Source organism: Mycobacterium sp. NPDC050551 (assembly GCF_040674075.1).
Taxonomy (GTDB): domain Bacteria; phylum Actinomycetota; class Actinomycetes; order Mycobacteriales; family Mycobacteriaceae; genus Mycobacterium.
The window spans coordinates 224,300-242,538 of sequence record NZ_JBFARC010000003.1; the positions used below are offsets into that span (position 1 = coordinate 224,300).

The following is an 18,239-nucleotide window of genomic DNA, read 5'->3' on the forward strand; positions in this document are numbered from 1 at the left end:
GTGCAGAGATGGCCGTGATCGTCCGCAAGCTGCTGCGCATCGGAAAGCTACCGGGTGAGCTGCGCACCCAGGTCGAGTCCGAGGGTGTGCTCCTGCTCGCCGAATACGTCCCGGTGACCCGGCGGTTCAGCGGGTCGATCCCGGGCAAGCGCGCCACCGGCAGCGTCGCCGGCTACGCGGGCTCGCTCGCCCTGACCGACCAGCGGGTGCTGGCGACACTGTCGACGGTGCCCAAGCTCGCGGGCCGCACCATCGACCAGCCGTGGTCGGCGCCGCAGGCCGGCGCCGTGACCGCCGAGATCTCGCCCTCCGGGCTGAAACTCGACGTCGACATCGCGGCCGTCGACGAGCGTTGCGAAGGCAGCCTCTCGCTGTACTACAAGCACGACATCCCCGACGAGGTGCTCAGCCGCCTGCCCGCACGGACGCTGGCCTACGACGTGCCGCCGGAGTGGGTGTTCCGCGCCGTCGGCGTCCCCTACCACCCCTGAGGCGTCGGCGGGGTCGCCGTTTGGCGTCCGGGTCCCGGGGTACCAGCCGGGCACTCGACCGCTCGACGTCCCCAGGAGTTCACATGGCCCGCGCCACTCTCTCGCACCAACTTCACGATCTCGGCCTCGCGGCCTGGTTCGGCGGCACCCTCGCCAACGCCGTCGCACTCAATCCCGCCGCCGCGGCAAGCGGTGACCCGTCCCGGGTCGGCGCGGTCGCCAACGCCGGCTGGGACCGCTGGACCCCGGTCAATGCGGCCGCGATCGGCGTTCACCTCGCCGGCGCCGTCGGACTGCTCAAGCACGACCTCGGCCGACTGCGGGCACAGCAGGGCGTACCGACCATGGCTGCCACCAAGATCGCTCTGACCGCCGCGGCGCTCGGCGTCACGGCCTACAGCAGGGTGCTCGGCAAGAAGGTCTCCGAGCACCGGGCGGTCCCGGCCGCCGACGGCACCACTCCCGCGGCGGCCACCCCGCCGGACGTCGCCGCGGCACAGAAGCAGCTGAAGATCCTGCAGTGGACGGTGCCCGCACTCACCGGCGGCATCGTCGCGATCGGCTCGTATGCGGCCGAGCAGTACCGACCCGAGGAGGTCTCGAAGGGCGTGCTGCAGCGACTGCTGCCCTGATCACGACAGGGCGTTCTCGGGCACGTGCTCCGAAGCGTCGGCCTGCCGCGGGCTCGGCCAGCGTTGCGGCACCGGACGCCGACGGACGTTCTGCGGCCACCAGAACCAGCGTCCGAGCAGCGCCGCCAGCGACGGTGTCATCAACGACCGCACCACCAGGGTGTCGAACAGCAACCCGAGGCCGATGGTGGTGCCGACCTGACCGATGACGATCAGCTCGCTGCTCGCCATGGACATCATGGTGAAGGCGAACACCAGTCCCGCGGCGGTGACCACGGATCCCGTCCCGGCCATCGACCGGATGATGCCGGTGCTCAGTCCGGCGTGGATCTCCTCCCTCATCCGGGACACCAGCAGCAGGTTGTAGTCCGCGCCGACCGCGAGCAGCACGATGACCGACATCGGCAGCACCATCCAGTGCAGGGGTATCCCGATCAGGTGTTGCCACAACAGGACTGACAAGCCGAACGAGGCGCCGAGGCTCAGCACCACGGTCCCGACGATCACCGCCGCGGCCGCCACGGCCCTGGTGAGCACCACCATGATCAGAAAGATCAGGATCAGCGCCGAGATCGCGGCGATCAGCAGGTCGTAGTCGGCGCCCTGCTGCATGTCCGTGAACATCGCTGCGCTGCCGCCGATGTAGACCGTCGAGCCCTCCAGCGGGGTGCCCTTGATCGCGTCGGCGGCCGCGATGCGCAGCGGCTCGATGTGCGACGTGCCCTCCTCGGTCAGCGGATCGCCCTGATGGAAGACGGTGAACCGGACGGCATGGCCGTCGGGCGAGAGGAACAACTTGATGCCGCGCTGGAAGTCGGCCGTCTCGAACGCCTCCGGCGGCAGGTAGAAGTTCTCGTCGTTCTGGGCGGCGTCGAACGCCTTGCCCATCGCGGTGGCGTCCTCCTGGGTGGCGATGTTCTGGTCCTGCTGCGCCTTCTGCGCCTGATACTGATTCAGCATCATCTGCTTCTGGTTCTTCATCGTCTGGATCATCGCCGGCATCAAGGCCGCCAGTTGCGGCGTCAGATCAGCCAGTTGCTCGATGTCGGGCACCAGGTCCTGGAAGTCGTCGGAGAGTGCGCCGATGCCGTCGAGGCTGTCGAAGATCGACCGCAGCGACCAGCAGACCGGGATGTCGAAACAATGTGGCTCCCAGTAGAAGTAGTTCCGGATCGGGCGGAAGAAGTCGTCGAAGTCGGCCAGGTGGTCGCGCACCTCGGCGACGGTCAGTGAGGTGGAGTTGAACTTGTCGGCCATCCGCCGTGTGACGTCGGCCATCTGCAGCGTGATCGACTGCATCTTCTCCATCGAGTCGATGGTCACCTGCATCTCGTCGGCCTGCTTCAGCGTGTTCTCCAGCACCCGCTGCTGGTTGTCGTTGTTCATGAGTTGCCCTGTGCCGCTTTGGCTCATCGTGTAGGCCAGCGACGCGTGCTCGACCGGCTTGCCGTCCGGGCGGGTGATGGTCTGCACCTGCGCGATACCGTGCACGCGCACCATCGCCTTGGCGATCTTGTCGATCACCAGGAAGTCGGCGGGATTGCGCAGGTCGTGATCGGCTTCGACCATCACCAGTTCGGGGTTCATCTTCGCTTCGGAGAAGTGCCGGTTGGCCGCCGCGTAACCGATGTTGGCGGGCACGTCGTCGGGCTGGAAGATCCGGTCGTTGTAGGTGGTGTGATAGCCGGGCAGGGTCAGCAGCCCGACGAGGGCCAGCACGACGGCCATCACCAGCACCGCGCCGGGCCACCGCACGGTGGCGGCGCCGACCCGCCGCCATCCCCGTGAGCGTCCCCACCGCCTGGGCTCGAGCACCCGGCCGAACCGGCTCGCGATCGAGATCAGCGCGGGACCCAGCGTCAGCGCGGCGGCGACCACGATCGCCATGCCGATGGACAGCGGGATGCCCATGGTCTGGAAGTACGGCAGCCGGGTGAAGTGCAGGCAGAGCGTGGCTCCGGCGATCGTCAGCCCGGAGGCCAGCACGACGTGCGCCGTGCCGTGAAACATCGTGTAATACGCCGACTCCCGATCCTCACCCGACCGTCGCGCCTCCTGATAACGGCCGATGAGGAAGATCGCGTAGTCGGTGGCGGCGGCGATCGCCAGCGTCACCACCATGTTCGTCGAGAAGGTGGTCAGGCCGAACACGTCGTGATAGCCGAGGAAGGCGACGATGCCGCGAGCCGACAGCAGGCCGACGACCACCATCACCATCGTGACGAGCATGGTGACCACCGACCGGTAGACGAGCAGCAGCATCACGATGATGACGGCGAACGTCAGCGCCTCGATGGTCTTCATGCTGGCGTCGCCGACGGCGTTCTGGTCCGTGGTGGTGGCCGCCGGACCCGTCACGTAGGCCTGCACGCCGGGTGGCGGCTGGACGCCGGCGACGATGGCGCGCACCGCCTCCACCGATTCGTTGGCCAGCGCCTCGCCCTGATCGCCTGCGATGTACACCTGCACGTAGGCGGCCTTGCCGTCGACGCTCTGCGCACCCGCCGCGGTCAGCGTGTCGCCCCAGAAGTCCTGGACGTGCTGGACGTGGGCGGTGTCGGCGCGCAACTGGCGCACCATCTCGTCGTAGAAGATGTGCGCGTCCGCCCCCAGCGGGTCGTCGCCTTCGAGCACGATCATCACGTTGCTGTTGGTGTCGTACTCACCGAACACCTCGCCGACCCGCTTGGTCGCGACCAGCGCCGGAGCGTCGTTCGGACTCATCGACACCGCGCGCAGCTTGCCCACCTCTTCGAGCTGGGGCACCACGGTGTTGAGCAGGCCGACGATCACCACCCAGGCCAGCACGATCGGGACGGCGAAGGCGCGGATGAATCTCGCCACTCTTGGGCGCGCGGCGTGCCGCGCGGGCGGCATGGCGTCGGTCGGCGTGTCGTCGGTCCCGGCTCCTGCGTCCCAGCCGTGGGGGCTGCTCATGCCGCCTTCACCAAGCAGTACGTCGCGGCATTCACTCCCTGGGCCGTCCTTTCGTCCTTCACCTCGTCGTCGACGGTGACGCGACATCCGATCGACTGACCGTCGCCCTGGACGAGGAGGTTCGGCGTCACCGAGGGCACCGTCGTCTCGAGCCGCAGGGACCACGGCAGCGTCACCTCGCCGGTCCGCTGCGGCAGCCCGTCGAGGTCGGTGTAGTTGATCACCGCGGTGCCGCCCGATCCGAAGACCTCGTAGACCACGACCTTCGGGTTGAAGTTGTCCGCGGTGTCCGTGCCGACCGGGGTCACCACTGCGCCGTCCGAGCCGAACACCGAACGCAGGTGCGCGACGCTGACGACGCCGACCGCGATGGCAACCGCGAACAGCAGCGGCAGCCAAACGCGTTTGAGCATCACGAAGACTGCGGTCACGTCGGCCTTTCGGGGAGGTCCCTGCCGCGGATGCAGCGGCGATTGATCTAGAAAGGCAATCTAAGCCGCTAAGTGGATAGCGTCAATCCACTTATGGACGCCCGTTACGCACATCACTAAAGTGGCCGTGATGATTGACAAACCATGCCGCGGGCTGCGCAAGGACGCCGAACGCAATCGGCAACGCGTGCTCGAGGCCGCGCGCGAACTGTTCGCGACAAAGGGCATGGAGGCCACCCTCAACGACGTCGCCCAGCATGCGAACGTCGGCGTCGGCACCGTCTACCGGCGGTTCGCGACCAAAGAGGAACTCGTCGACGCGATTTTCGAACACGGAATCCAGCAGGTCGTCGCCCTCGCGGAAGCTGCACTGCAGCAAGAGGATTCATGGGAGGGCTTTGTCTGGTTCGTGGAACAGCTCTGCGAACTCACGGCCACCGACCGAGGCCTTCGCCAGATGGTCTACAGCACGGCCTACGGCGGCTACGGCGTGGACTGCGCCCGCGAGCGCATCGCCCCGCTGACGTCGAAACTGGTCGAGCGGGCACGCGACGACGGCCATCTGCGGGCCGACATCGAGCCCACCGACGTGCCCTGCCTCGGACTGCTGGCCGGCACCGTCGGCGAGTGGGCCGGGCACGTCGAGCCCGGACTTTGGCGGCGGTATGTGGCGCTGCTGCTCGACGGCATGCGCCGGCGCCAGGGGCAGGATCCCCTCGACGTCGAGGCGCTGGACGAGAAACAGATGGACGCCGCGATGCACGGGTGGCGCCCCGCGGGCTGAACCGCTCAACGCCAGGTCAGCTGTGACGGGAGTGATCTCTGTGAGTTCTGGGTATAAAATCAAGATCTTCCTACCGAGGAGTCTTCGTGTCCGTCGACAGCCGGTTCGCACGATGGGCGGTCTCGGTCGCCACATCGGCGACTGTGCTCGCCATCCTCGCCATGCCCGGCGCCCCCACGGCGTCCGCCGCCCCCAAGTGCTCCGACATCGAGGTGATCTTCGCCCGCGGCACCGATGAACCGCCCGGCCTCGGGGTGGTCGGCAAGGCACTGGTCGGCGCGCTGCGTCCGATGGTGAAGGGGAAATCGATCGGCACCTACGCCGTCGAATACCCGGCATCGTGGGACTTCGTCCAGGTTGCCGCCGGCGCCAACGACGCCAGCCGACGCGTCCAGTCGACGGCGGCGAAGTGCCCGGACACGAAGATCGTCCTGGGCGGCTACTCGCAGGGAGCGGCCGTCATCGACGTCGTGGCCACATCGCCGATCGCGGGGCTCGGTTACAGCGCGCCACTTCCCGCCGCGGTCGTCCCGCACATCGCCGCGATCACCGTCTTCGGCAATCCCTCGGCGCGGGTGGGCCAACCGCTGACCCGCATGAGCCCCGACTTCGGCGCACGCACCGCCGACCTGTGCAACAAGAACGACCCGGTCTGCTCGCTCGGACAGGACTTCGACGCCCACGTCCGCTATCCGCAGTCCGGTCTGGTCAAGCTGGCCGCACAGTGGGTGACACGCCACGTGCAGCAGGGCGCCGGTCCTCGGCCTTCCACCAGGTAACCCCTCCGCGCCGTCCGACGGGCGACGGGTTTGGAATCTTTTGGATGAGGCAAAGGGTTGCGCATCGACACCGGACGCTGTGCGGTGACAGCACACCAGCGAGAGGAGTTCGGTGACCCAGCCACGCCGAGACGGCACCCGTCGAGACAACGTCCTGATCGTGCACTGGCACGACCTGGGCCGCTACCTCGGCGTCTACGGCCACCCCGACGTCACCAGCCCGCACCTGGACGCGTTCGCCGCGGAGAGCATCCTGCTGACCCGCGCCCACGCCACCGCGCCGCTGTGCTCACCGTCGCGCGGGTCGCTGTTCACCGGCCGCTATCCACAGACCAACGGGCTGGTCGGCCTGGCCCACCACGGCTGGGAGTACCGCTCGGGTATCCGCACCCTGCCGCACATCCTGGCTGAATCCGGCTACCACACCGCCCTTTTCGGCATGCAGCACGAGACATCCTTCCCGGCCAGGCTCGGTTTCACCGAGTTCGACGTGTCCAACTCGTTCTGCGAGTACGTCGTCGAGCACGCCGCCAACTGGCTGCGGCAGTCCCCGCACCGGCCGTTCCTGCTCACCGCCGGGTTCTTCGAGACGCACCGGCCGTATCCGCACGACCGCTACACCCCCGCCGACCCCGACAGCGTGGCGGTGCCGGGGTTCCTGCCCGAGAGCGACGAGGTCCGCCAGGACCTGGCCGACTTCTACGGATCGATCACGGTGGCCGACGCCGCGGTGGACCGGCTGCTAGACACCCTCGAAGAGACCGGCCTGGACCGCAGCACCTGGGTGGTGTTCATGACCGACCACGGCCCGGCTCTGCCGCGCGCCAAGTCGACGCTCTACGACGCCGGCACCGGCATCGCCATGATCATCCGGCCTCCCCGGGACGCGGGCATCGCGCCGATGGCGTACGACGACCTGTTCAGCGGTGTCGACCTGGTGCCGACGCTGCTCGAGCTGCTCGGCCTCGAGGTGCCCCAGGAGATCGACGGCATGAGCCATGCGGCGAACCTGGTCGCGCCGCCGGCGCACGCTGACCAGACCCGCACCCACCTCTTCTCCACGAAGACCTACCACGACTCGTTCGATCCCATCCGCGCGATCAGGACCAAGGAGTACAGCTACATCGAGAACTACGCCGCGCGGCCGCTGCTCGACCTGCCATGGGACATCGCCGCCAGTGCACCGGGGCGGGCGGTGGCGCCGTTGGTGAATTCCGAACGGCCGCAACGTGAGCTGTACGACCTGCGCACGGATCCGGCGGAGCGGGACAATCTGCTCGGCCCCGACGCGACCGCGGAGGCCGAGGCGGTGGCCAACGACCTCGCCCTGTTGCTGCACGACTGGCGACAGAAGACCAACGACGTGATTCCCTCCGATTTCGCGGGTACCCGGATCTCCGAGCGCTTCACCGAGACCTACCTGCGCATCCACGGCGGAAGGATCACCAGCAGGTCGGCACTCGCGGCCGAGCGCGGCATCGAAGATCAGCACAGCGCCACACAATAGTCAGGATCATCGTGATTCAAATAGCCCGTTCTGCAACGCAATACGGCGCCAGTTAGGCTCTCGCGCATGCCTGCCCATCCCACGGCGTATCTCGTCCTGGCGTCGCAGCGCAGCGGCAGCACGCTGCTCGTCGAGTCGCTGCGGGCGACCGGCGTCGCCGGCGAACCGCAGGAGTTCTTCCAGTATCTGCCCCGCACCAGCCAGGCGCCCCAGCCCCGCGAGTGGTTCGCCGAGGTCGACGACGAGACGATCCTGCAACTGCTCGACCCGCTGGACGCCGGCACACCGGACCTCGCCCCGGCCACGATCTGGCGCGACTACATCCGCACCGTCGGACGCACCCCCAACGGCGTCTGGGGCGGCAAGCTGATGTGGAACCAGACACCGCTGCTGCTCGACCGCGCCAAGGATCTTCCCGACCGGTCGGGCGACGGCCTGCTCGCGGCGATCCGTGACGTCGTCGGCTCCGACCCGCTGCTGGTGCACGTGTACCGACCCGACGTCATCTCCCAGGCGGTGTCGTTCTGGCGGGCCGTGCAGACCAGGGTCTGGCGCGGCAGGCCCGACCCGGTGCGCGACGCCCGCGCCGAATACCACGCAGGCGCCATCGCCTACGTCGTCAAGATGCTGCGCGACCAGGAGCAGGGCTGGCACGCCTGGTTCGCCGAGGAGAACGTCGACTACGTCGACGTGCCGTACCCGGTGCTGTGGCGCAACCTCACCCAGGTCGTCGGCGACATCCTCGAACGGCTCGGCCTCGACCCCCGGCTGGCGCCGTCACCGGTGCTCGAACGCCAGGCCGATCAGCGCTCCGACGAATGGGTCGACCGCTACAAGGCCGACGCGCAGAGAGAAGGACTTCCGACATGACCACCACCATCGAGGACCTGCGGGTAGACGAACTGCGCCTGCTCGAGGCGGAGGCCGTCCACATCATCCGCGAGGTCGTCGCCGAACTGCAGCGGCCGGTGCTGCTGTTCTCGGCGGGCAAGGACTCCATCGTGTTGCTGCGGCTGGCGGAGAAGGCCTTCCGGCCGTCGCCGCTGCCGTTCCCGATCATGCACGTCGACACCGGCCACAACTTCGACGAGGTCATCGAGTTCCGCGACCGCCGGACCACCGGCGAGGGCCACAAGCTCATCGTCGCGTCGGTCCAGGAGTCGATCGACAGCGGCCGGGTCCCCGACCCCGGGCCGACCGCGTCGCGCAACCGGCAGCAGACCCGCACGCTGCTCGACGCGCTGGAGGCCGGTGGCTTCGACGCGGCCTTCGGCGGCGCGCGGCGCGACGAGGAGCGCGCCCGCGCCAAGGAGCGGATCCTGAGCTTCCGCGACGAGTTCGGCCAGTGGGACCCCCGCGCGCAGCGCCCGGAGCCGTGGTCGCTCTACAACGGCCGCATCAAGAAGGGTGAGCAGGTCCGCGTCTTCCCGCTGAGCAACTGGACCGAACTCGACATCTGGCGATACATCCAGCTGGAGAACCTCGAGCTGCCGTCGATCTACTTCGCCCACGAGCGCGAGGTGGTCGCCCGCGACGGCATCCTGCTGGCGGTGTCGCAGTACGTGCAACCCCAGGGCGACGAGACCGCCGCGGTCGAATGGGTGCGCTACCGCACCGTCGGTGACCTGACGATCACCGGTGCGGTGCGCTCGCGCGCCGTCGACATCGAGAAGGTGATCGAGGAGATCTCCGCGGCCACCGTCTCCGAGCGCGGTGAGACCCGCGCCGACGACCGCACTTCGGTGGCCGCCATGGAGGACCGCAAGCGAGAGGGTTACTTCTGATGAGCGCTCGCGCGAAGAAGAGAGGGCCCAGCTGATGACCAGCGTTGTGACCGCACCGACCACCCCGGTCACCCGCCAGCTGCTGCGGATCACCACCGCCGGATCGGTGGATGACGGCAAGAGCACGCTGATCGGGCGGCTGCTGCACGACACCGACAGTCTCCCGCTGGACCATCTGGAGGCGGTCAAGGACGAGGAGGGGGTCGCCGACCTGGCGGCGCTGTCCGACGGGCTGCGCGCCGAGCGCGAGCAGGGCATCACGATCGACGTCGCCTACCGGTTCTTCTCCACCGAGACCCGCAGCTACATCCTGGCCGACACCCCCGGCCACGAGCGCTACACCCGCAACATGTTCACCGGCGCGTCCAACGCGCACGCCGCCGTGCTGCTGGTGGATGCCCGCGCCGGTGTGCTCCGCCAGACCAACCGGCACGCCCGCATCGCGAAGCTGCTCGGCATCAAGCACTTCGTGGCGACGGTCAACAAGATCGACCTGGTGGACTTCGACCGCAACCGCTTCGAGGAGGTCAAGGAGGAGCTGCATCAGGTGGCGGCCCGCCTCGGCGGCCTCGACCTCACGGTCATCCCGATCGCCGCGAAGCTCGGCGACAACGTGGTGCACCGCTCCGACAACACGCCCTGGTACGAGGGGCCGACACTGCTCGAGTACCTCGAGAACGTCGAACTCGCTGCCCCGCAACCGGAGGCGAGCAAGCTGCGGCTGCCCGTGCAGTGGGTGTCGCGACCGACCGCCGAGCAGCGCCGCCGCTACACCGGCCGACTCGCGGCGGGCACGCTGAGTGTCGGTGACACCGTCGTGAGCTTGCCGTCGGGCACCAGGTCGACGGTCACCGTGGTCGACACCCTCGACGACGACCGGCCGGTGGCGGTTGCGCCGCTGTCGGTGTCGATCGAACTGGCCGACGACATCGACGTCGGCCGCGGCGACGTCTTCGTCAGCGGCGAGGAGGACGCCACCCTGCCCGTGCTGGCCCGCGAGGTCGACGGCACGGTGTGCTGGTTCCGCGACACCCCGCTGCGGGCCGGCGACCGGCTGGCGTTCAAGCAGGGCACCCGGACGGTGCGGGCCACCGTGCAGGCCCTGCACAGCAGGCTGGACCCCGAGACCCTCGAGGAGCTCGACAACCCGGTCGAGCTGTCGCTCAACGACATCGGCTTGGTCACGTTGCGCACCAGCTCGATCGTGGTGGCCGACGCCTACGTCGACAACCGTGACAGCGGCGCGTTCATCCTCATCGACGAGACGACGAACGACACCGTCGGCGCCGGCACCATCAACGAAGCGCGGGAGGTCAAGCCCGGCGAGCAGACGCGCAACGACATCCGTTGGCATTCCTCGTCTCTCGATCGCGACCACCGGTGGACGGCGACCGGGCAGCGCGGTGCCACGATCTGGTTCACCGGACTGCCTGCGTCGGGCAAGTCGACGATCGCGGTGGCGGTGGAGCGGGCCCTGGTGGAATCGGGTCAGGTCGCGTACCTGCTCGACGGCGACAACATCCGGCACGGCCTGTCCGACGATCTGGGCTTCTCCGCCGGCGACCGTGCCGAGAACATCCGCCGGGTCGGGCATCTCACCCGGCTGTTCGCCGACGCGGGTGTGGTGGCGCTGGCGTCGCTGGTGTCGCCGCTGAAGTCCGACCGCGACATCGCCCGCGCACTGAACGACGCGGCGAAGTTGCCGTTCATCGAGGTGTACGTGTCGACGCCCGCCGAGGAGTGCGAGAAGCGCGATCCCAAGGGCCTCTACAAGCGGGCCCGCGCCGGAGAGCTGAAGGGGCTCACCGGTGTCGACGCGCCCTACGAGGCGCCCGAGGACGCGGATCTGGTACTCGACACCACGGGCGCCGACATCAACTCGCTGGTCGCCCAGGTTCTCGAACTGCTCGACCAGAAGCGCTCGCCGTAGGGCGATTCACTGCACGCGTGCCACCACGAACACCCGGCGGAACGGGAAGAACGTCCGCCCGTCGGGCGTGGCCGGGTAGGCCGCGTCCAGCAGCGGGATCAGCTCGGTACGGAACCGCTGCCACTGGTGGTCGTCGAGACGGCTGCGCACCGGGGTGAGCGCGGTGCCGGTGATCCAGTCCAGCACCGGGTGTTCACCGGTCAGCTCGTGCAGGTACGTGGTCTCCCATGCGTCGACGGTGCAACCCGCCCCGGTGAGCAGTTTGGCATAGCCGTCGGGCGCGTCGACCACCTTCCCCACTCGGAAGGGGATGTCGCTCAGCATGTCTCGCCACTCGGCGCTGCTCGCGAGGTCACGCACCGCGACGTGTGACGGCGCATCGAAGTTGCCGGGCACCTGGAAGGCGATCCACGCGCCCGCGGCCAGCGCGCGCGTCCAGGACACCAGCACCTCGCGGTGTTCGGGCACCCACTGCAGGGTGGCGTTGCTCACCACGACGTCGGTGTCCGGCGCCGGTGTCCATGCGCGCACATCACCCACCCGGGCGTCGACGCCACGCCCGCGGGCGGCGTCCACCATCTCCTGCGAGCTGTCCCAGGCCTCGATCACCGCGCCGGGCCACCGCTCGCCGAGGGTGGTGGTCAGATTGCCCGGCCCGCAGCCCAGGTCGACGACCCGGCGGGGATCCTGCGCACCCACCCGCGCCAGCAGGTCGAAGAACGGCCGCCCGCGGTGGTCCGCGAACGCCAGGTAGGTGTCGGGATTCCACATGTCCGCCAGTGTCCCACTTCGCTACCATCGGAAGCCGTGGAGCCGTCCAGCGCCGACCCGGTCGATCCTCCCATCCCCGTCCCCGACGTGCCCGGTGGTGAGGCAGGCGCGCGCGGGCTGCCCCGTCGCGAAGACCTCACCGTCCGCCAGCGGCTGATCGTCGACTCGTCCGCCGTCGCCGACATCGCGCTGCGGACCGGGTTGGCGTCGATGGTCGGCGCGGCGATGCTGCCGTCGGTGATCGGTTCGTTGTTCCGCCCAGAACAGGCCGGCATCGAACAGGAAAACCTGCGGTTCTACGGCGAACTGGCGGCGGCCCGCGACCCTGCGGTGTCCTTTCCGGCGCCGAAGGCGCCGCCGCGGATCTCGTCGCGCCCGGCCAATCCCGTCGCCGAGTGGATCGCACACGGGCGTGTGCACAACATCAGGTTCACGAGCAGCTTCGAGGCGGTGAACCCGGCGATGCGGGAGCGGTGCAGCGGCTTCCAGCGCAACAACGTGGTGCACGCACAGCACTGGCGCCACGACGACGGCCCGCACCCGACGCTGTGCGTGATCCACGGGTTCCTCGGCTCGGCGTACCTCGCCAACGGCTTGTTCCTGTCGCTGCCGTGGTTCTACCGGTCCGGCTACGACGTGCTGCTCTACACCCTGCCCTTTCACGGCAGGCGAGCCGAGAAGTGGTCGCCGTTCAGCGGTTACGGCTACTTCGCCGGCGGCGCCCCCGGATTCGCAGAGGCGATGGCGCAGGCCGTGCACGACTTCCGTTCGCTGCTGGACTATCTCGAGTTCACCGGCGTCGACCGCATCGCGCTGACCGGCATCTCACTCGGCGGCTACACCTCGGCGCTGCTCGCGTCCGTCGACGAGCGGATCCAGGTGGTGATCCCGAACGTTCCCGTCGTGACGCCGGATCGCACGGTCGACGAGTGGTTCCCCGCCAGCAAGCTGGTCGCGCTGAATCGCGCTGTCGCACAAACCGACCCGCAGATCGCCGAGGCCGCCGCCAGGTACTCCTCGCCGCTGAACTACACTCCGCTGGTGCCCAGGGAGCGCCGGCTCATCATCACCGGCCTCGGCGATCGGCTCGCCCCGCCGGAGCAGGCCGAGATGCTCTGGGAACACTGGGATCGCTGTGCGTTCCACTGGTTCCCCGGCAACCACCTGCTGCACGTCAGCCAGCCGGACTATCTGCGCCGGATGACCCGGTTCATGAGCGGCTACATGCTGGCCTGAGCGGCAACGGCTTCCTGTGCGACGGATTCATCGCGGCGCGGCTGCTCCGTCGGCCACCACAGCCGGCCGAGCAGGCCGTCCGGCAGCGCGGTCGGGTCGCCCTCCAGCCGCTCGCCGGACGCCGGGGCGAGCGCCTCGAGCGCCGGGCGGTGCCGGCCGCGCTGCGGGGTGAGGCCGGCGACGGGTGCACCGGCGCCCGGCCGCTCCACGGTGCGGACCGCGCACCCGACGGTGATGGTCGGACGCGCGGCGCTGCCGGTGATCTCCAACGCGGTCCAGGTGTCCGACGACAGCGCGGGAACGGCGGCAAGTGTGTCAGACAGGTTGTCCTGCAACGCGACCCGGTATGCCGCGACGAAGCCGGACTCGTCGCGCAGGCCCCGCCAGGTCTCCTTGGCGGCGGGAGGGACGGGGGTGTCCGCCCGCTCCTCCAGCGTCACGTTCCAGCCGGCCTCGCGGAGGTGGTCGGTCAGCCTGCGGCCGGCGATCTGGGCCGTCTCCTGCAGCGGGATGCTCGTCGACCGCGCTCGCAGCGCCGCCAGGTTGTCCGCCGCTCCCAGCGTCAGGCTCACCCATGTGGTGCGTGTGCCGCCTGCATCGTGGCTGACGACCCTCACCTTGTGGGCACGGATCCCGTAGCGCTCGACGTAGCCCGCGACGAGCGGCAACGGCACTGCGCGCCGCTCCGATGGATCCAGCCGCAGCACCACGGTCGCGTAGGCCGCATCCCGGCCGGACCGCTTGGCGTGCCGCTTGCCATGGTTGCGGCGCCACACCGCGAGCCGCCGGCTGACGATTGTCGTGGCGAAGAGCCCACGCCACCAAGCGAAGACAATGATCAGCACCGCGGCGGCGACGCCGAGCACCCACCAGTCGAGGGTGGTCTGCCACGGGTAGGCCAGCGCGGCCGCGGCGACGACGAGCGCCGCCAGCGTGGTCCGAACCGTCATGCGGAATCCTTTCGTCGGTCCGAGCCGAACACCGCGACGGCCGCCACGATCAAGGCGAGCGCGCCCGCACCGGCGAACGCCACGATCCTCGGGGTGTCGTCCTTCGCGGGTGGTTCCGGTGGCGCGGCCACCGGCTTGCTGGAAACGGCTGCCGCCGTCGCGGTTTCGGGTACATCCCAGGTGAGCGCCGCCACCGGGTCGACGCTGCCCGCACCGACCACGCTCGACGGCGTCCGTGGGCCACCGTGGGCGGTGGTGGTCAGCCTGCGGACCACCTGCTCGGCCGACAGCTGCGGATACCTGCTGCGGACCAGCGCCGCGACACCCGACACGTAGGCCGCCGCGTAGCTGGTGCCCTTGATCGGGTTGTACTCCTGCCGCTCGTTGGGCAGGCCGTTGGCCAGTCCGCCGCCGGGCGCATTGCTCACCGACGTGATGTTCTCGCCGGGCGCCGCGATCCCGACCCACGGTCCGGCCATGGTGAAGTCCGACGGTTGCCCGCCGGGGGTCAGGGATCCGACCGACAGCACGTACGGCTGCCACCACGACGGGATCGAGACCGAGGTGACGCCGGCCCAGTTGCGCGGGTCGGCAGGATTGCCCGCGTCGGCGACCGGATTCGACTCGCATGCCGTCCCGGTGGTCAGACCGCCGCGCTGATTGCCCGCGGCCGCCACGACCACCACGTCCTTGTCGACGGCGGCATACCGCAGCGCGGCGCCCAGTTCGGCCTGGTCCACCGACCTGTTCGCCGGAAGACAGGTCACCACCGAGATGTTGATGACGCGGGCCCCGAGGTCGGCTGCCCGCACCACCGCCCTGGCCAGGCTGGTCACGTCGCCGGCCGCCCGCGCGGTGGCCTGGTCCTCCCCCGGGTTCCGCGGGGAGAACGCCGCGGAGTTCTGCCGGATGGACAGGATCCGGGCGTTCGGCGCCACCCCGGAGAAGCCGTCGGCGCCGGGCTTGCCCGCGATCAGGCCGGCCACCAGGGTGCCGTGCCCGTCGCAGTCGGTCAGGCCGTCGGTCGACTCCACGAAGTCGCCACCCGGCTGCACGTCGGGCAGCCTCGGGCCGGGTTGCACACCGGTGTCGATGACCGCGACGGTCTGCCCGTCACCCCTGCTGTGCTTCCATGCGCCGGCCAGGTCGAGTGCGACGGTGTTCGGGCTGACCGCGTCGGGGTCGCTGCCGCCGATCACGCCGCTCGCCACGCATTCGGTGCGCTGTTCCATCGGCTGCGCGGGTCCGGCGCTGCCGGACGGCGGTGGCAGCAGCGGATCGACCTCGGGCGGGCTGATGGCGGCGGCCGGCGGACTGCTGATCAGCAGCACCGTGCACGTCGCGGTCAGCGATGCCAATACCTTGTGCATCACCGCGGCGTCATCGTTCGAGGACCCAGGTGAACAGCCCGACCAGGTAGGCCATCACCGGGATCAGCGAGGCGTCGACGCCGGCCGCGGCGAAGCCCACCAGACGCCGCATCGGCAGCGAATAGCTCTCCGGTGACGCCACCTTCGGGTTGAGCGCGACGATCACCCACACCAGGACGAGGACGGTCAGTGCGAGCAGCGTCCACCACGCCGCCTGGTAGCGGTCGGTCACCGCGAACGTCACCAGCAGCGCGGTGGTCACCAGGTAGGAGTGACCGAGCAGCCAGGCCTTGCACGGTGCCGAGTCCCACACGCGGGCACGCAGAGCGGCCCCCGCGGCGGCTGCCGCGACGACGTACCACGCCCACGGCGAGGCGTCCGACGGCGCGACCAGGAACAGCGAGCCGGTGACCGCCAGCAGCACACCGGCCGCGATGAAGCCGACCTGGTGGGACTGGCTGATCCGCACCCGGCGCGGCAGGTCCTGGAGCACCCGCAGCGGCTGGGCGGACGGCGTCGGGTCGCCCGGCGCCGGGATGTTCGGCAACGGGAACCGGGCCAGCGTCGCGGAGAGCTGCGCCGCCTGCACGGTGACCAGCAGGCCGATGACGATCAGCAGGCAGCCGATCTTCACCGGGTTCAGCTGCCAGACGGTGGCCGCGCCCGCAGCCAGCAGGAGGCCGACCCCGACGGTCGCCGTCGCGGTGAACAGGCCGATGGCGCGGGCCCCGGTGGTGAGGCTGATGACCGACCATGCCGCCACGCCCGCCGCGCCGAGCAGGATCTGCGGCGCCCCGAACTCGCCGGGTACGGACAGTGTGAACGCGGCCGCCACCGGCGCCAGTGCCACCACCGACAGCGCGGTGCCCAAGCGGGCGGCACCCGGGCGGGCGAGCAGCGCGGCCAGCGCGGTGGCCAGGGCCAGCCCGCAGACGGTGAAGAGGCCGACCAGTTCGCCGGTCGCCACCCGGTGGGTGACGGACAGCGCCGTGGCGACGAGCACCAGACCCAGCACCGCCAGCGTCGCACCGCGCTGTATCTGCTCGATGCCCCACGGCTTGGCGCGTGCCGCCGAAAAGATCACCGCCGCGTCGGCGATGTCCTCGACGATCCGCGGTGCCGGCGTGCCCAACGGAACAGGCTGCAGCGCAAGGAGATCACCGTCGACGACGCCGACGGTGTCCAGCGTGGCGTCCAGGCTGAACGGCGCCCCTCCGATGGGCGCCAGGCTCAGCCGCACCGGGTCGGGCACCTCGGCGTCGGGATCGTCTGAACCGCCGGCCGGGAGCACCAGGCGCTGGACCGCGGGCAGGATCTCGCGCAGCGGCAGGTCGGCCGGCAGCGCGACCTCCGTCAGCCGGCCTCCGTCGTCACTGGCCGCGAGGACGGCCACGCGCACGATCGGCATCACAGTGTTGTCGGACATTGCTCGTTTCTCGGATCTCTCGTTGTGTCTTCGGTTGTCTCCGCGTCGAAGTCGCGGGTGAGGTTGAGGTCGGGGAACCAGGGTCCGCTGGGCAGCGAGCCGGTCAGTCGTTCGACCGCGGCGGCGATCGCGAACGGGGTGCCGGGAGCGAAGGTCGAGACCCATTCCCCGTCGAACGCCTTGGCCGGGCTGACCAGCACCCGGCCTGCGACGGTGTCGACGATGCTCACGCCGACGCTGGTGGTGACGCGGTGGCCGTCACGGTGTTCACCCGCGACGATCTCCACATAGGTCCTGGTGTCGGAGAACGCGGCCTCGACCACCGGCCGCGCGGACCCCGGGATCCCGAGGAAGTCGAGCACCTCCGCCAGCGGCACACCGTCGCGGATCTGCTGATCGGATCGGGCGCCCAGCGCCGCGGGCAGGGCGAACTCGTCGAAGTGAGCGGGTCTGCGCCCAGACAGTCCGACGGCCAGCACCGGTACCAGCGCATGCGGATGGTCGATCGCCATCTCCGTGAACGTCACGAGGTGGGCGTTGCGCAGGACCACCACGGTGCGGCCCTCACGGCGCGCGATCACGCCGCGCAGCAGATCGCCCGGCCCGGAGACGAAGCGCAGATCGAGCCACTGCTCGGCACGCGTCGTCACCCGGACCCACTGTGCCACCACGGAATTGATCGTCCCGTCGGCGTCCATCACCCCGAGTGCGGTCAACTCGGCGGTGCGTTCGGCTTCGAACTCAGACCGTTGAGACAGGTCGCTGTACGGCGGCGTGATCGCCAACACCCACGGAAAGGACCCCGCACCGAGGGTGTCGGCGACGAACCACGCCTGCTCGACGGTCAGTTCGACGGCGTTAGGACTCACTGAGCCTGACGCCGCTCGAGGGGCTCAGCCCCACTTGGCGCCTTCGGCCATGTCGCGGGCGTTCATCGACGTGGTGTTCATCTCGTGGGTCGACGCCATCGCCCGGTAGGCGCGCACCAGCTCCTCGAGCGCCATGTTCCACTGCGCCTGCCACGCCTGGTAGGTCATACCCGTGTCGCCCTGCCACGCGCCGGCCAGCGCCGCCTGCTCGCTGGCGATGTCCGCGCCCACCGCGTGCATCGCACCGGCATAGGTCGACATCTCGCCGGCGTGAGCGATCATCGCCGGGTAGTTGTACATGATCTGTGACATCACAAAGCCTCTCGTTCGCCTTCGAAATTC

Annotated in this window: 17 protein-coding genes; 9 read left to right on the forward strand and 8 right to left on the reverse strand. The window is 69.6% G+C overall.

The genetic code is table 11. The features are described from left to right. The first annotated feature begins 8 nt into the window (after positions 1–8). The gene (locus tag AB0K11_RS13570; RefSeq protein ID WP_364977227.1) at positions 9–491 is read left to right on the forward strand and encodes a hypothetical protein; all 483 of its coding nucleotides are present in this window, start codon (positions 9–11) and stop codon (positions 489–491) included. Between the two features lie 83 nt (positions 492–574). Beyond that, the gene (locus AB0K11_RS13575) at positions 575–1,123 is read left to right on the forward strand and encodes a hypothetical protein (RefSeq protein ID WP_364977229.1); all 549 of its coding nucleotides are present in this window, start codon (positions 575–577) and stop codon (positions 1,121–1,123) included. Here AB0K11_RS13575 and AB0K11_RS13580 read toward each other — a convergent pair whose 3' ends face one another. Both AB0K11_RS13580 and AB0K11_RS13585 read right to left on the reverse strand, forming a co-directional pair. Next, positions 1,124–4,060: an MMPL family transporter gene (locus AB0K11_RS13580; protein ID WP_364977231.1), complete on the reverse strand. Its 2,937-nt coding sequence runs from the start codon at positions 4,058–4,060 to the stop codon at positions 1,124–1,126. It abuts the gene before it with no gap. Further along, on the reverse strand, positions 4,057–4,473 hold the full coding sequence (locus AB0K11_RS13585; RefSeq protein WP_364978421.1) for an MmpS family transport accessory protein: 417 nt from the start codon (positions 4,471–4,473) through the stop codon (positions 4,057–4,059). Before AB0K11_RS13585 ends, AB0K11_RS13580 begins: the two co-directional genes overlap by 4 nt. Positions 4,474–4,621: 148 nt before the next feature. On the opposite strand from AB0K11_RS13585, the gene AB0K11_RS13590 reads away from it, so the two are divergent. From AB0K11_RS13590 to cysC, 6 genes are all read left to right on the forward strand, one after another. Continuing rightward, complete coding sequence (locus AB0K11_RS13590) at positions 4,622–5,275, forward strand: TetR/AcrR family transcriptional regulator (protein WP_364977233.1); 654 nt, start codon at positions 4,622–4,624, stop codon at positions 5,273–5,275. A 161-nt stretch (positions 5,276–5,436) separates the two neighbouring features. Next, complete coding sequence (locus AB0K11_RS13595) at positions 5,437–6,054, forward strand: cutinase family protein (RefSeq protein WP_364978424.1); 618 nt, start codon at positions 5,437–5,439, stop codon at positions 6,052–6,054. Positions 6,055–6,166: 112 nt separating this feature from the next. Then, positions 6,167–7,561 carry a sulfatase gene (locus AB0K11_RS13600; RefSeq protein WP_364977235.1) on the forward strand — a complete coding sequence of 465 codons (1,395 nt, stop codon included), beginning with the start codon at positions 6,167–6,169 and terminating at the stop codon, positions 7,559–7,561. 66 nt (positions 7,562–7,627) lie between these two features. After that, positions 7,628–8,431: a Stf0 family sulfotransferase gene (locus tag AB0K11_RS13605; protein ID WP_364977237.1), complete on the forward strand. Its 804-nt coding sequence runs from the start codon at positions 7,628–7,630 to the stop codon at positions 8,429–8,431. Further along, positions 8,428–9,345 carry a sulfate adenylyltransferase subunit CysD gene (cysD, locus tag AB0K11_RS13610; protein ID WP_364977239.1) on the forward strand — a complete coding sequence of 306 codons (918 nt, stop codon included), beginning with the start codon at positions 8,428–8,430 and terminating at the stop codon, positions 9,343–9,345. The genes AB0K11_RS13605 and cysD overlap by 4 nt, the downstream gene beginning before the upstream one ends. Positions 9,346–9,379: 34 nt before the next feature. Beyond that, positions 9,380–11,275, forward strand: coding sequence for an adenylyl-sulfate kinase (gene cysC, locus AB0K11_RS13615; protein ID WP_364977241.1), 1,896 nt, complete (start codon positions 9,380–9,382; stop codon positions 11,273–11,275). A gap of 6 nt (positions 11,276–11,281) precedes the next feature. Here the strand turns inward: cysC and AB0K11_RS13620 are convergent, their stop codons facing one another. Continuing rightward, positions 11,282–12,046, reverse strand: a complete 765-nt coding sequence (locus AB0K11_RS13620; RefSeq protein ID WP_364977243.1) for a trans-aconitate 2-methyltransferase — start codon at positions 12,044–12,046, stop codon at positions 11,282–11,284. A gap of 36 nt (positions 12,047–12,082) precedes the next feature. Between AB0K11_RS13620 and AB0K11_RS13625 the strand changes: the two genes are divergently transcribed. Beyond that, positions 12,083–13,282 carry an alpha/beta fold hydrolase gene (locus AB0K11_RS13625; protein WP_364977245.1) on the forward strand — a complete coding sequence of 400 codons (1,200 nt, stop codon included), beginning with the start codon at positions 12,083–12,085 and terminating at the stop codon, positions 13,280–13,282. On the opposite strand, the gene eccE is transcribed toward AB0K11_RS13625, so the two are convergent. The 5 genes from eccE to AB0K11_RS13650 are packed head-to-tail and all read right to left on the reverse strand — an operon-like array spanning position 13,267 to position 18,209. Continuing rightward, positions 13,267–14,232: a type VII secretion protein EccE gene (gene eccE / locus AB0K11_RS13630; RefSeq protein WP_364977247.1), complete on the reverse strand. Its 966-nt coding sequence runs from the start codon at positions 14,230–14,232 to the stop codon at positions 13,267–13,269. The genes AB0K11_RS13625 and eccE overlap by 16 nt on opposite strands. Beyond that, complete coding sequence (mycP, locus tag AB0K11_RS13635) at positions 14,229–15,602, reverse strand: type VII secretion-associated serine protease mycosin (protein ID WP_364977249.1); 1,374 nt, start codon at positions 15,600–15,602, stop codon at positions 14,229–14,231. Before mycP ends, eccE begins: the two co-directional genes overlap by 4 nt. A 10-nt stretch (positions 15,603–15,612) precedes the next feature. Then, on the reverse strand, positions 15,613–17,028 hold the full coding sequence (gene eccD, locus AB0K11_RS13640) for a type VII secretion integral membrane protein EccD (RefSeq protein WP_364977251.1): 1,416 nt from the start codon (positions 17,026–17,028) through the stop codon (positions 15,613–15,615). After that, entirely contained in the window at positions 17,010–17,897 is an 888-nt protein-coding gene (locus tag AB0K11_RS13645; protein WP_364977253.1) for an ESX secretion-associated protein EspG, read from the reverse strand. The genes eccD and AB0K11_RS13645 overlap by 19 nt, the downstream gene beginning before the upstream one ends. A 24-nt stretch (positions 17,898–17,921) precedes the next feature. Continuing rightward, positions 17,922–18,209: a WXG100 family type VII secretion target gene (locus AB0K11_RS13650; RefSeq protein ID WP_364977255.1), complete on the reverse strand. Its 288-nt coding sequence runs from the start codon at positions 18,207–18,209 to the stop codon at positions 17,922–17,924. Positions 18,210–18,239: the final 30 nt, after the last annotated feature.

Excerpts from the sequence above, each read along its gene's own strand:
- AB0K11_RS13570 (WP_364977227.1), top strand. The coding sequence starts at position 9 with ATGGCCGTGATCGTCCGCAAGCTGCTGCGCATCGGAAAGCTACCGGGT.
- AB0K11_RS13575 (WP_364977229.1), top strand. The coding sequence starts at position 575 with ATGGCCCGCGCCACTCTCTCGCACCAACTTCACGATCTCGGCCTCGCG.
- AB0K11_RS13580 (WP_364977231.1), bottom strand. The coding sequence starts at position 4,060 with ATGAGCAGCCCCCACGGCTGGGACGCAGGAGCCGGGACCGACGACACG.
- AB0K11_RS13585 (WP_364978421.1), bottom strand. The coding sequence starts at position 4,473 with ATGCTCAAACGCGTTTGGCTGCCGCTGCTGTTCGCGGTTGCCATCGCG.
- AB0K11_RS13590 (WP_364977233.1), top strand. The coding sequence starts at position 4,622 with ATGATTGACAAACCATGCCGCGGGCTGCGCAAGGACGCCGAACGCAAT.
- AB0K11_RS13595 (WP_364978424.1), top strand. The coding sequence starts at position 5,437 with ATGCCCGGCGCCCCCACGGCGTCCGCCGCCCCCAAGTGCTCCGACATC.
- AB0K11_RS13605 (WP_364977237.1), top strand. The coding sequence starts at position 7,628 with ATGCCTGCCCATCCCACGGCGTATCTCGTCCTGGCGTCGCAGCGCAGC.
- cysD (WP_364977239.1), top strand. The coding sequence starts at position 8,428 with ATGACCACCACCATCGAGGACCTGCGGGTAGACGAACTGCGCCTGCTC.
- cysC (WP_364977241.1), top strand. The coding sequence starts at position 9,380 with ATGACCAGCGTTGTGACCGCACCGACCACCCCGGTCACCCGCCAGCTG.
- AB0K11_RS13620 (WP_364977243.1), bottom strand. The coding sequence starts at position 12,046 with ATGTGGAATCCCGACACCTACCTGGCGTTCGCGGACCACCGCGGGCGG.
- eccE (WP_364977247.1), bottom strand. The coding sequence starts at position 14,232 with ATGACGGTTCGGACCACGCTGGCGGCGCTCGTCGTCGCCGCGGCCGCG.
- mycP (WP_364977249.1), bottom strand. The coding sequence starts at position 15,602 with ATGCACAAGGTATTGGCATCGCTGACCGCGACGTGCACGGTGCTGCTG.
- eccD (WP_364977251.1), bottom strand. The coding sequence starts at position 17,028 with ATGTCCGACAACACTGTGATGCCGATCGTGCGCGTGGCCGTCCTCGCG.
- AB0K11_RS13650 (WP_364977255.1), bottom strand. The coding sequence starts at position 18,209 with ATGTCACAGATCATGTACAACTACCCGGCGATGATCGCTCACGCCGGC.